Annotated in this window: 10 protein-coding genes and 1 pseudogene; 7 read left to right on the forward strand and 4 right to left on the reverse strand. The window is 68.5% G+C overall.

Features of this window, described 5'->3' with window-relative positions; genetic code table 11:
* Positions 1-4: 4 nt before the first annotated feature.
* The 7 genes and pseudogenes from OG788_RS07305 (at position 5) to OG788_RS07335 (ending at position 7,687) form a co-directional block, all read left to right on the forward strand.
* Entirely contained in the window at positions 5-1,615 is a 1,611-nt protein-coding gene (locus tag OG788_RS07305; protein ID WP_406369618.1) for an extracellular solute-binding protein, read from the forward strand.
* A gap of 66 nt (positions 1,616-1,681) precedes the next feature.
* On the forward strand, positions 1,682-2,560 hold the full coding sequence (locus OG788_RS07310; protein WP_351542275.1) for a sugar ABC transporter permease: 879 nt from the start codon (positions 1,682-1,684) through the stop codon (positions 2,558-2,560).
* Positions 2,557-3,402: a carbohydrate ABC transporter permease gene (locus tag OG788_RS07315; RefSeq protein ID WP_351542274.1), complete on the forward strand. Its 846-nt coding sequence runs from the start codon at positions 2,557-2,559 to the stop codon at positions 3,400-3,402. Before OG788_RS07310 ends, OG788_RS07315 begins: the two co-directional genes overlap by 4 nt.
* Complete coding sequence (locus OG788_RS07320; protein ID WP_406369619.1) at positions 3,399-4,487, forward strand: ABC transporter ATP-binding protein; 1,089 nt, start codon at positions 3,399-3,401, stop codon at positions 4,485-4,487. The genes OG788_RS07315 and OG788_RS07320 overlap by 4 nt, the downstream gene beginning before the upstream one ends.
* Before the next feature lies 1 nt (position 4,488).
* Complete coding sequence (locus OG788_RS07325; protein WP_406369620.1) at positions 4,489-5,568, forward strand: ABC transporter ATP-binding protein; 1,080 nt, start codon at positions 4,489-4,491, stop codon at positions 5,566-5,568.
* A 257-nt stretch (positions 5,569-5,825) separates the two neighbouring features.
* Positions 5,826-5,888 (forward strand): annotated as a pseudogene (locus OG788_RS07330) (antibiotic biosynthesis monooxygenase); the annotation flags it as partial.
* A 413-nt stretch (positions 5,889-6,301) separates the two neighbouring features.
* Positions 6,302-7,687: an MFS transporter gene (locus OG788_RS07335; RefSeq protein WP_406369621.1), complete on the forward strand. Its 1,386-nt coding sequence runs from the start codon at positions 6,302-6,304 to the stop codon at positions 7,685-7,687.
* A gap of 45 nt (positions 7,688-7,732) precedes the next feature.
* Here the strand turns inward: OG788_RS07335 and OG788_RS07340 are convergent, their stop codons facing one another.
* The 4 genes from OG788_RS07340 to lnt all read right to left on the reverse strand — a co-directional run bounded on the left by OG788_RS07340 (position 7,733) and on the right by lnt (position 12,773).
* Positions 7,733-9,658 carry a GAF domain-containing protein gene (locus OG788_RS07340; protein WP_351542270.1) on the reverse strand — a complete coding sequence of 642 codons (1,926 nt, stop codon included), beginning with the start codon at positions 9,656-9,658 and terminating at the stop codon, positions 7,733-7,735.
* Between the two features lie 99 nt (positions 9,659-9,757).
* Positions 9,758-10,558: a 3-hydroxybutyrate dehydrogenase gene (locus OG788_RS07345; protein WP_406369622.1), complete on the reverse strand. Its 801-nt coding sequence runs from the start codon at positions 10,556-10,558 to the stop codon at positions 9,758-9,760.
* 60 nt (positions 10,559-10,618) lie between these two features.
* Positions 10,619-11,092, reverse strand: coding sequence for an NUDIX hydrolase (locus OG788_RS07350; protein ID WP_406369623.1), 474 nt, complete (start codon positions 11,090-11,092; stop codon positions 10,619-10,621).
* A 67-nt stretch (positions 11,093-11,159) separates the two neighbouring features.
* On the reverse strand, positions 11,160-12,773 hold the full coding sequence (gene lnt / locus OG788_RS07355) for an apolipoprotein N-acyltransferase (protein ID WP_406369624.1): 1,614 nt from the start codon (positions 12,771-12,773) through the stop codon (positions 11,160-11,162).
* Between the last annotated feature and the right edge of the window lie 89 nt (positions 12,774-12,862).

The following is a 12,862-nucleotide window of genomic DNA, read 5'->3' on the forward strand; positions in this document are numbered from 1 at the left end:
TTCCATGCGTACGAGACCTTATAAGCGGTTCGCCGCCGTCGCAGCCGTCGCCGCCCTGACCGCCACCGCGTGCACCGCCCCGAACCAGGCACAGGACAAGCCGAAGGAGAAGGCCCCGCTCTTCAAGCTCGGCTCGGAGATCAGCTACAAGAAGTACGGCAAGGACTACCCGGACACCAAGGTGGAGGACTTCCCGGGGCCGTGCAGCTATGAGGCAATCAGCCGGAAGGACTACTCCGGGCAGACGCTGAAGATCATCAGCCACGCCGTCCCGGTCATCGGCGAGCCGACCCAGCTGCACGCCAAGCAGTTCGAGGAGATCACCGGGGCGAAGGTCGAGGTGGTCAACGTTCCCTTCGGTGAACTGCACCAGAAGATCCTCACGCCCCTGCAGGCGGGCCAGCCCGCCTACGACGTGATGTTCTACCCCTCGCTGTGGATCGGCGACATGGCCCCGTACCTCGCGCCGGTGCCGAAGAAGTATCTGGACACTCCCGGCATGAAGGACGTCACGGGGACCTATATGGACGTGGCGACTTGGAACGGGAAGGTCGTGCAGTACCCCATGGACGGGGACCGGCATTACCTCAAGGTCCGCGCCGACGTGCTGAACGACCCCAAGCAGCAGGCGGCTTACAAGGCGGCCACAGGCAAGGAGCTGAGAGTTCCGAAGACCTGGGCCGAATACCAGGACGTCGCCAAGTTCTTCAACGGTAAGGACTTCGATGGCGACGGCAAGCGCAACTACGGCAGCGCCGAGGTGACCAAGCGCGACGACCTGACGTTCTCCGCCTTCATCAGCCGGGCGGCGCCGTATGTGAAGAACCCGGACGTCAAGGGCGGTGTCTTCTTCGACCTTGAGACCATGAAGCCGCTGATCAACACGCCCGGCTTCGTCCGCGCCCTGGAAGACATGGTGAAGGCCAAGTCGACCTGGGCACCCGGTGGCGCCAACTTCGGCCTGGGAGACGAGATCTTCTCCTTCGGCGGCGGCCAGACGCTGATGTCGTACTCGTGGGACGACGCCTTCATCCAGGCCCAGCAGCCCGACAGCAGGATCCGCAACAAGGTGCAGGCGGCGCCACTGCCCGGATCCAGCGAGGTCTACAACCGCACCACCAATTCGTGGGACACAAAGGCGAACCAGGCTCCCTATTTCACCTGGGGCTGGACTTCGGCGGTGGCCAGGGCCTCCGGCCACCAGCAAATGGCGTTCGACTACCTGTGCTTCTTCAGCAACGAGGCCAACTCCGCCCTCGACCTGAGCATCGGCCGGTTCGGCGTCAACCCCTACCGCTACTCCCACTTCGACCCGAACTTCTGGGAGAGGCTGGGCTGGGACCCGAAGGTCGCCAAGTCGTACGTGAAGACGCTCTCCGACATGGAGCAGAGCCGCAACCGCGTCTTCGACCTGCGCGTTCCTGGTGTCAACCAGTACATGTCCGCGCTGGCCAACGGCGTCGCCGCGGCCCTTGCCGGCCAAAACTCCCCTCAGGACGCGCTGGACGGCGTGGCCGAGGAATGGTCCAAGATCACCGGCCAGATCGGCAAGGACAAGGTCCAAAGCGCCTATCGCAACGTGGTCGCGCTCGAGGACAACTCGATCCGACCGTAGGACGCCGCGGGTGGCCGGACCGGACCGGCCACCCGGGGGCGCCCGCCCGCTTCCGCAAGGAGAACCATGGACGGCCTGCGCCGGCACAAGAGCATGTTCCTGCTGCCGGGACTGCTCACGCTCTTTCTGATCATCATTTTCCCGCTTCTGTTCACCATCCGGGTCAGCTTCTCCGGCTGGAACGTCAGCAACCCTCAGATGGACTTCATCGGAGGCGCCAACTACACCGCGATGCTGCACGACAGCCGCTTCTGGGCCTCCATCACCCGGCTGATCCTGCTGGCGGGCGGCACGGTCCTGATCCAGTACGTCATCGGGTTCGGTATGGCCATGCTGGTCTGGCGCGAGGCACGCGGCCGCAGATTCTGGCGGGTGCTGTTCCTCGTCCCCATGATGACCACGCCCGTGGTGATGGCCGCCATCTGGCAGACGATCTTCCATGAGTCGCTGGGTCCGGCGAACGATCTGCTGGGGATGCTGGGCCTGACGAATGTTCCCTGGCTCACCGAGTCCGGGCCGGCGCTGGTCGCGCTGATGACCGTCGAGGTCTGGCAGTGGACCCCCTTCATGTTCCTGCTGCTGCTGGCCGGCCTGCTCAGCCTTCCCAAGGAACCGTTCATGGCCGCCGCGATCGACGGCGCCGGCACCTGGCGCACCTTCTGGAAAGTGACCTTCCCGCTGATGGCACCCGTCTCGGTCGCCGCGGTCATCATCCGGCTGATCGAAGCGTCCAAACTCTCCGACAGCGTCTACGTACTGACGTCCGGCGGGCCGGGGTCCTCCACGGAAACCCCGGGCTATTACCTCTACATCCAGGGGCTCCGCGATCAGCAGACCGGCTACGGCGGGGCGATGTCCCTGACCTACCTCGTCCTCATGATCGCCACGCTCACGGCCGTTGCCGCCCTGCTCACCAGGGCCCTCAAACTGAAGGGGGACTCATGAGGTCGCACCTATATCCCGTCTTCAAGTACACCGTGATCGCACTGTGGGCATGCTTCGTCGCCGGACCGTTCTTCTGGGCGATGACGACCAGCTTCAAGGACGCCAACGCCGTCCAGGGCGGCCCCACCTACATACCCTGGGTGCAGTACAAACCCACACTCACCGGCTGGCGCAACATCTTCGGCGGAGCCGGCGGCATCGATGTGGTCGACCCGTTCATCAACAGCGCGATCATCACCATTGCCGCGTCCGCCATCAGCCTCGCCCTGGGGTCCCTGGCCGCCTACGCACTGTCCCGCTACCGGTTCAAGCTGGGCTTCATCAAGAACAGCGACATCGTCTTCTTCTTCGTCTCCCAACGGATCATGCCGCCCGTCGTCCTGGTGATCCCGTTCTTCTACCTCCTGCAGTGGGGTGGCCTCCTGGACAGCATCCCGGGCCTGGTCATCGTGACGGTCGCGCTGCTGCTGCCCATCGCGGTCTGGGTGATGGTGGACTTCTTCAACGGCATCCCCCGGGAAATCGACGAGATGGCGATGCTGGACGGCTGCCCCCCGTTCCAGACCTTCGTACGGGCGATCCTGCCGAACTCCCTGCCCGGGCTGACCGTGGCGGCGATGTTCTGCGCCGTGTTCGGCTGGAACGACTTCTTCTTCGCCTTCCGGCTGACCTTCACCGAGGTCCAGACCCTGCCCCAGGCGGTCGTCGCCCTCAACTCCTCCATTCCACCATGGTGGACGCTGTCCGCCGCCGCGCTCTTCGGCGTGGCACCGCTGATCCTGCTCGCCCTCTGGGTGGAGCGCCTACTGTCCAAGGGGAACCTGTCGGGAGCGGTCCGATGAACCTCAGCGCCACTGATCTGTGCCTGACCGTCGACGGCGTCGGCCACCTCAAGAACGTGACCGTCACCTTCCAGCAAGGACGGCTCCACACCGTCATCGGCAGGACGATGGCCGGGAAGACAACTCTGCTGCGAGCCCTGGCCGGCCTGCAGAAAGTGGACTCCGGCTCGCTGACCCGGGCGGGAGCCGACTTCCTGAAGACGCCGGTGTGGCGGCGCGACACCGCCATGGTCTACCAGCAGTTCATCAACTACCCGCATCTCAATGTGTACAACAACGTGGCCTTTCCGCTGAAGCGGGCCGGGCTGTCACGGGACGAGATCCAGCGACGGGTCCGGCAGAACCTGGCGAGCGTGGGGCTTGCGGACTTCGAGAAGCGCAAGCCCTCCCAGCTCTCCGGCGGCCAGCAGCAGCGCGTCGCGATGGCTCGCGCCCTGGCCCGCGGTACCGGCATCCTCCTGCTCGACGAGCCACTGGCGAACCTGGACTACAAGCTGCGCGAACAGTTGCGCGACGAGTTCAAGGCCCTCTTCTCGGACCAGGGCGACACGATAGTCATCTACACGACCACCGAACCCGCCGAGGCGATGATGCTCGGCGACGTGGTCCTGGTCATGCACGAGGGGCGGATCCTCCAGACCGGCACCCCGCAGGAGGTCTTCGAACGCCCGGCGACCACCACGGTGGCGTCCATCATCAACGACCCGCCCATGAACATCTTCGCGGGCCGGATCGAGGGCGGCCAGGTCACGGTGGCCGGCTTCCAGGCCACGCACGTCTCCGCGCACCTGGCCGACCTGCCCGACGGCACTTACCAGTTCGGCCTGCGTGCCACCGATGTCAGCCTGGCTTCCAGCGGGGTTGAGGGCGGGGTCACCTTCGTCGAGATCTCCGGCTCCGAGACCTTCGTCCATGTGGTCGTCGCCGAGACCCCCTTCGTCGTACAGATCGAGGGCATCCTCGACGTCGCCCTCGGCGACCTGGTCAAACTTCGGCTCCGTCCCGACCGGTTGTTCGCCTTCGACGAGCACGGGACGCTCGTGCGAACACCTTCATACGATCTCGCTTCAGTGGAAGGGCGTTGAAATGGCGCAGTTGGACATCGTCGACGTCGGGCACGCGTACGCACCGGGTGCCGAGGAGGAGCGCTGGGCTCTCAAGCCGCTGAAGCTGACCTTCGAGTCCGGCAAGACCTATGCGCTGGTCGGACCCTCGGGCTGCGGCAAGACGACGCTGCTGAACATCCTGTCCGGCCTGGTCAGACCATCCCGGGGACGGGTGCTGTTCGACGGCGTCGACGTCACCGCTCTGCCCACGAAGGCGCGCAACATCGCCCAGGTCTTCCAGTTCCCCGTCATCTACAAGTCGATGACGGTCTACGAGAACCTCGCCTTCCCACTGCAGTGCCGGCGCTGGGACAAGGCGAGGATCGACGCCAAGGTCCGGCAGGTCGCCGAGGCCCTGGACCTGCACGACCGGCTGGGGCAACCCGCTCGCGGGCTCACCGCCGACGACAAGCAGTTGATCTCACTCGGCCGCGGCCTGGTCCGTGATGACGTGGCGGCCCTCCTGATGGACGAGCCGCTCACCGTGATCGACCCGCAGCTGAAGCACTCGCTGCGGCGCAAGATCCGAGAGATCACCGAGCAGTTCCGGCCCACGGTGATGTACGTGACGCACGACCAGTACGAGGCGATGAGCTTCGCGCAGGAAGTGCTCGTCATGAAGGACGGCCGCGCCGTGCAGCAAGGCACCCCTGAGCAGCTCTTCGAGGCGCCCTCCTCGACCTACGTCGGCTACTTCATCGGCTCACCGGCGATGAACTTCCTGACCGTGGACCGTAACGACGGGCCCTTCGCGCTGGGCGGCCGGACGCTGTCCGTCGCCTGGGACATCCCCCAGAGCACGACCGGGGTCCAGGTCGGCGTCCGGCCCGAACACGTCAAGGTCGTCACGGACCCCGGTCCCAACACCTTCCCCGGCCGGCTGCGGGGCGTCAGCGACCACGGCGCGCAGCGCGTGCTCGAGGTCGAGGTCGCCGGGCAACTCGTCAGGGCCAAGACGCCGCGGGAGGAGGGAGTTCCGGTCGGCGAGGAGGTCCTCGTGCATCTGCCGCGCGCCAAGGTCCTTCCGTACGCGGACGGTCAGTTGGTACTCCAGTCGTAACGATCCGTCGGGCACGCCCGCGCCACCTACCCGCTCCACCCCAGCGGGCCGCCCATCGGGGGCCCGCTGGGGCGCGTGAGGCGCCGCAGCCGTGCGGCGGAATGCCGCGACGCGTCCGCTGTCGTGGGGTCGGCGAGCCGGCGACAGCAAACCGAGGTCCTACGATCCGCCGTACGCAACGCCCGTTTGATGCAGAACGCACATCAGCGAAGGAATCCCATGATCTTCATTACCGCCAAGCCGACCGCTGGCCCGAGATCACCGCCGACTTCACCCGGGCCACGCGCGCCGAGCCCGGCTGCCTGTGGTTCGACTGGTCGCTCCTTGGTGAGATGGCCGTCCCCGGACAGGAGTAGCTCCCAGTCCGGACGCGCGTCAGCGAGCAGCGCGCTCACGGTATGACCGCTGTGCCTCCGAGTTCAACGGAGCGTAGTCAGCACCAAGTCAGCACGGGAGAGGTGAAGACGGGCGATGACGTGGGCTTTTAGTTCCACACCGAACCAGCACGGGAGTCAGCACCGCACCGTCAAGTCACCCCCGACTTCGCGTCCCGGACGGCACTCGATTCGCCCACCTACGAGCCCCTGAACCGCCCGTCCGCGAACCGGCATGGTGGCCGCACGCATAGCCAACCCTCGAACTATGTTGCCCCACCACATGTGCCCCTGACGTGCGTCTTCCTACCGTGTGCCAACACGTACCCGTCCCCACCGCACACGAGGAAGTGGCGCACATGGCCTCCGGAACCACCGCTCCCCCACCCCCCGCCAGCCTCAAGCGCATCGTCGCCGCCAGCCTCATCGGCACCACCATCGAGTGGTACGACTTCTTCCTCTACGGCTCGGCCGCCGCCCTGGTTTTCAACAAGCTGTTCTTTCCCGAATCCGACCCGCTCGTCGGCACATTGCTGTCCTTCCTGACCTACGCCGTCGGGTTCGCGGCCCGGCCCCTGGGCGCGCTCGTCTTCGGGCACTACGGCGACCGGCTCGGCCGCAAGAAGCTGCTGGTACTGAGCCTGCTGCTGATGGGCGGGGCGACCTTCGCGATCGGTCTGCTGCCCACGCACGCGACCGTAGGCGTGGCGGCCCCGGTCCTGCTGACCGCACTGCGTCTGGTGCAGGGCTTCGCGCTGGGCGGCGAGTGGGGCGGCGCCGTCCTGCTGGTGTCCGAGCACGGCGATGCCAAGCGGCGAGGGTTCTGGGCGTCGTGGCCGCAGACCGGGGCACCCGCCGGACAGCTCCTGGCGACCGGCGTCCTTTCCTTGCTCACCGCGACCCAGTCGGACGCCGCCTTCGTCTCCTGGGGCTGGCGCATTCCCTTCCTGCTCTCCGGCGTCCTGGTCGTCGTCGGTTTGTGGATACGTCTGTCTGTCGATGAATCGCCCGTCTTCAAGAAGGCGTTGGCCCGGGCGCAGGCCCGCAAGGCGGCCGGGACGGACAAGCCGGAGAAGCTTCCGCTGGTCTCCGTCCTGCGGCACCACTGGCGGGACGTACTCGTCGCGATGGGCGCCCGCATGGCCGAGAACATCAGCTACTACGTGATCACCGCCTTCATCCTCGTGTACGCCACCACCTCCGCCGGCGTCTCCAAGCAGACCGCGCTCAACGCCGTCCTCATCGCCTCGGCCGTGCACTTCGCCGTCATCCCGGCCTGGGGCGCGCTCTCCGACCGCGTCGGCCGCCGCCCCGTATACCTGTTCGGCGCCGCGGGAATCGGCCTCTGGATGTTCCCGTTCTTCTCCCTGATCGACACCGGCGGCTTCGGGAACCTGGTCCTCGCCGTCACCGTCGGTCTGGTCCTGCACGGCGCCATGTACGCACCCCAAGCCGCCTTCTTCTCCGAGATGTTCGCGACCCGGATGCGCTACTCGGGTGCCTCCATCGGCGCCCAGTTCGCCTCCGTCGCGGCGGGCGCGCCCGCACCGCTCATCGCGACGGCGCTGCTCTCCTCGTACGGCAGCTCGACCCCCATCTCCCTGTACGTGATCGGGGCGGTCGTCTTGACCCTGATCGCCGTGGGCCTGGCGAAGGAGACCCGCAGCCGCGACCTGTCCGACGTCGAGGCCACGACCGACGAGCGGCCCGCATCCGCGACGCCGGCGGACGCCCGTACCGTCTGACCGAGGCCGCGCCCCTGATCCCCGTACGCGATCCGCGTGCGGGGATCAGCGCGGTGCGTCCGACGACAACCGGTGCAGTCTCAGAGCGAGTTGGATCTCCAAAGCGCGGGCCGGGCTCTGCCAGTCGTCCCCGAGCAGGCGCCCCACCCGCTCCAACCGCTGTGCGACGGTGTTCACATGCACGTGCAGGGCGTCCTTCGTGCGCGCAGGGCTCATGCCGCTCGCGAAGTACGCGTCGAGGGTGTGCAGCAGGTCGGTGCCGCGCCGTTCGTCGTAGGTGACGACTCCGCCGATGGTGCGGTCGACGAACCCGGAGATGTCCCGGTCCCCTGCGAGGAGCAGTCCCAGGAACCCGAAGTCCTCGGCGGCCGCGCCGTCGCCGGCCCTGCCGAGCAGGCGCAGTGCCTCCAGGCAGCGTCGGCCCTCCGTGTACGCCGAGGCCACCGTTTCGGGTCGCGCCGCGAGCCGGTCGACGGGTGCCGAGGCACCGACGCTTACCGCTTCGTGGACGGCGGTACCGAGCTGCTTGGCCGTGCGGCGGGCCAGTGTCGTCGCTGTGTCGCCGGGTCCGAGGGGGAGCAGCAGGACGGTGCCACCGTCGCGGGCGGCCGCCAGTCCGTGGCGGGTGGTGGCGAGATGGGACGCGGCGGACCACAGCCGTCTGCGTGCGCTCGCCTCCTGGTCGGCGTCGGCGGCCGTGACGTCGAGTCGGGCCGCGAGCACCACGTGAAGGCCGTCGAGGTCGGCGTGCAGCCGCGCGGCCCGCTCGCGCAACAGCCTCGGATCGCGGTCCCGGGCGTCCAGCAGGTCGTCCAACAGCTCGCCGCGTACGCGCTGTTCGGCTTCCGAGGCCGAGCGTCTGGCGAGCAGGAGCAGGGAGGTCACCATGGCGGCGCGCTCCAGGGTGCGCTGGTCGACGGGGTCGAGGCCCGGGTGCCCGCGGAGCACCAGGGCGCCGAGCAGCTCGCCGCCGGCTGCCACCGCGGTGACCCAGTCGTCACCGTGTCGCACGGCGTGGCCGTCGGCGCGGGCGGCCTCCACCGCGATGGCCGGTGTGGCACCGGGCTCGGCGAACTCGACCGTGCCGTCCAGGACTTCGGACACCGCGGCGGCCACGTCATGGACTCCCCCGCCGCGCAGGACGAGTTCGGCGAGCCGGTCGTGGACGTCCGAGGCGCGCTCGATCACTCCGCTGCGGTCCCGGATGATGTCGTTGGCGCGGCCCAGGCGGTCGAGGGCGGATCGGGTGTCCGCCAGTGCGTTGGCCGTGTCGATGGCTGCCGCGGCCAGCGCCGCGAAGGAGCCGAGCAGTGCGATCTGTTCCCGCTCGAAGACGCGCGCCCTGCGGTCCGCCGCGAACAGCACACCGATGACCTGGGGTCCGATCATCAGCGGCACGCCGAGGATCGCGACGAGCCCCTCGTCCCGTACGCCCGCGTCGATGGTGCGGGTGTGCTGGAAGCGCGCGTCCTTGAAGTAGTCGTCGGTGACATAGGGGCGGGCCGTCTGCGCGACGAGCCCTCCCAGGCCCTCCCCCATGCCGAGCCGCAACTGCTGGAAGCGTGCCGCGACCGAGCCTTCGGTGACACGCATGTAGGTGTCGCCTTCGGCCGTGTCGTTCAGGCTGAGATATGCCACGTCCGTGCCCAGCAGGGACCGGGCCCGCTGCACGATCGCCTGCAGCACGGCGTCGAGGTCGCGCAGGCCCGCGAGGTCGTGCGCGGTCTCGAAGAGCGCGGAGAGTTCGGCCTCGCGGCGGCGCCGTCCCTCTATCTCCGTGCGCACGCGCAGGGCGAGCAGCTTGGCCTGTTCGAGCGCGGCGACGCGGTCGGCGGGCAGGCCCTCGGCCCGGGCGAGCAGCACCGGCCGCTCGTAGGCGTCGGCGGTCGCTCCTCTGGCCAGGAGTTCCAGGAACGGCGCTTCCACGCTGTCGGCGGAGCGCTCGGCTGATGGCAGGTGATCGCGGGACATGGCAACAGGATGGCGCATCCGCGGATCGGCGCCGCGGCCCTGTGGATAACTCACGACCTGCTCCGATACGGCTCGACGCGGGGCGGGCTTCGGCCTCGCTCAGTGCGCGGTCCAGCCCCCGTCCAGAGTCAGCGATGTTCCGGTCATGAAGGCCGCCTGCGGTCCGCAGAGGTAGGCCACCGCCTCGGCGACCTCCGCCGGCTCGATGAGTCGCTTGACGGCGCTGTCCTTCAGCAGGATCTCGGTCAGGACGCGCTCCCGCGGGATGCCGTGTGTCCGTGCCTGGTCGGCCAGTTGTTTCTCGACGAGTGCGGTGCGCACATAGGCGGGGTTCACACAGTTCGAGGTGACTCCGTGGGGTGCGCCTTCGAGGGCCGCAGTTTTCGACAGGCCTTCCAGTCCGTGTTTCGCGGCTACGTACGCCGACTTGAACGCCGAGGCGCGCAGCCCGTGGACGGAGGAGATGTTGACGATGCGGCCCCAGCCCTGTCCGTACATGTGGGGCAGAGCCCCGCGAATGAGGCGGAACGGTGCCTCCAGCATCACGGTGAGCACCGTGTGGAACACCTCGGGCGGGAATTCCTCGATGGGACGGACCATTTGCAGCCCGGCGTTGTTCACGAGGACATCGGTGCCCCCCGCGGCCTGTTCCGCGGCGTCGAGGTCGGTGAGGTCGAGGACGTGCGGCTCGACGGTCCCGGCCAGGCCGTGTATCTCGTCGGCCAGGGTCTCCAGGCCTCCGGCATCCCGGTCGACCGCTCTCACCTTGGCTCCGGCGGCGGCGAGCCGCAGCGCGCAGGCGCGGCCGATGCCACTCGCGGCGCCGGTGACGAGGGCGGTGCGGCCGCCGAGGTCGAGTGCGGAAGCGTGGGGGCCCGGGAGGGCGCTGGGCGCGGTCATGCCTCGACCCTAGGCAGCACCCACGCCCCAACCGATGTGGTCAGCCCACACACTTCACACTCAGGACATGGGCTCAAACCATGTGGGTGCGTCAACCAGCGCCTGCTTGATCCGGAAGAGGGCCTGCTCGTTCAGCTTCGGCAGTGCGTCCACGTCGAACCAGCCGACCTGAAGCGACTCGTCGTCATTGACATGGGCCTCACCTCCGACGGCGCGGCACCGGAGCGTGGTGTCCATGAACTGGCAGACGTCGCCGTTGGCGAACGCCACCTGCTCCCCCGCCCGGACCAGGACGACGCGCTCGACCTCGACCCGCACGGCGGTCTCCTCGTACACCTCGCGCACCGCGCAGGCCGCCGGCTGCTCTCCCGGGTCCGGAATACCGGAGATGAGCGCCCACTGGTGGTTGTCCGAACGCTGCCCGAGCAGAACTCTGCCCTCGTCGTCGAAGACCACGGCGGTCACCCCTGGCATCCAGAGGAGCTGGTGGCCCGCGAAGGCCCGGATCTCGCGGATGAAGTCGGGAGTAGCCATGGCCCCGACCCTAACGGCGCGATTCCGTCACCTCGGCACGGGCCCCGGACCGCGTCCCAGGAGGCTCCTAGGAGTCGGCGTTCCGCCGCCCGCGCACCGCGGTCGCCGCGGCCCAGCCGAGACCGCCCGCCGCGACCAGCACCAGGAACATCTCGGGGATGATGCCGAGCTGGGTGGCCGGGGTCTCGGAGGAGCGCAGCGGCACCTTCTGGACCAGCGAGTCGGCGACGAACATCCCGGTCTTCTGGGTGATCTTCCCGTCCGGCATGATCACGGCACTGACACCGCTCGTCACGGGCACGGTGACGGTGCGGCTGTGCTCGACGGCGCGGATGCGGGACATGGCGAGCTGCTGGTAGGTCATCTCGCTGCGGTCGAAGGTCGCGTTGTTGCTGGGCACCGAGATGATCTGCGCGCCGTCGGTGACGGTGCTGCGCACGGCCCAGTCGAAGGCGGCCTCGTAGCAGGTGGCGAGGCCGACCTTGGTGCCGTTCATGGTGAAGACGCCCGGCTCGGTGCCGCGGCTGAAGTCCTGGCGCACCATCGACGTCCAGTTCTCGTTGATGGCACCGAGCAGCGAACGCAGCGGAAGGTACTCGCCGAAGGGCTGGACCTGCCGCTTGTCGTACGTGTCGACCGGGCCCTTGGCCGGGTCCCACAGGATCTGCTCGTTGTAGAGCTTGCCGTCCCGCTCGACGACCCCACCGACGGAGATGGGGGCGCCGATCGCCTTGGCGGCCCCGTCGATCACGTAGCGCGCGTCGGCGTTGGCGAACGGATCGATGTCGGAGGAGTTCTCCGGCCACAGCACCAGGTCGGGCTTGGCGACCTTGCCCGCCTTGACCTCGGCGGCCAGGCGTTCGGTCTCCCGCACGTGGTGGTCGAGGACGGCACGCCGCTGGGAGTTGAAGTCCAGTCCCGCCCGCGGCACGTTGCCCTGGATCAGCGCGACGGTCGTCGTGCCGTTCTCGGCCTTGTCGCTGACCAGCGTCCGCGCTGCCAGCGCCCCGACGACCGGGACGGCGACGCTGAGCAGCGCCACCGCGGCCGCACCACGGCGCAGGACCCGGGTGCCGCGCGCCTCGACGGCCAGGCGGACGATCTCGTAGAGCCCGAAGCCGCACAGCACGACCGCGAAGCCGAGCACCGGAGTGCCACCGAGCGCGGCGAGCGGCAGGAACACACCGTCGGCCTGCCCGAACGCGATCTTGCCCCAGGGAAAGCCGCCGAAGGGCGCACGCGCGCGTGCCGCCTCTCCCGCGATCCATATGGCCGCCGCCCACAGCGGCCACCCCGGCAGCCGGGAGACGAAGGTGATCCCCGCGCCGACGAGCGCGACGTAGACCGCCTCCACCGCGACCAGCGCGAGCCAGGGGCCGGAGCCGACCTCGACGCCGGTCCAGACCAGCAGCGGCAGCAGGAATCCGAGGCCGAACAGATAGCCGAGGCCGAGACCGGCCTTCCAGCTGCGACCGCGCAGGGTCCAGCCGAAGACCGCGAAGGCCGGCAGGGCCAGCCACCACAGGGTCCGTGGCGGGAAACTGACGTAAAGCAGCACTCCGGAGAGCGCCGCGGCGGCGGCCGGAAGGAGGCGACGCACCCAGGCTGCCCCACGCGAAGCGGGCACGGCCTGGGGTTCGAGCTGGTCCGGCTCGTCTACGGTGGTTGCGGTGGCGGTCACTTGGGGAGTGTACGGCGCTTGACCTGGGCGCCGACAGTTCGGCCTCATCGGTCCCGATGGGCGGAACGCCGCTTGGCGGGTTCCCTCCT

The sequence above is a fragment of the Streptomyces sp. NBC_00647 genome, assembly GCF_045207245.1.
Taxonomy (GTDB): Bacteria; Actinomycetota; Actinomycetes; order Streptomycetales; family Streptomycetaceae; genus Streptomyces.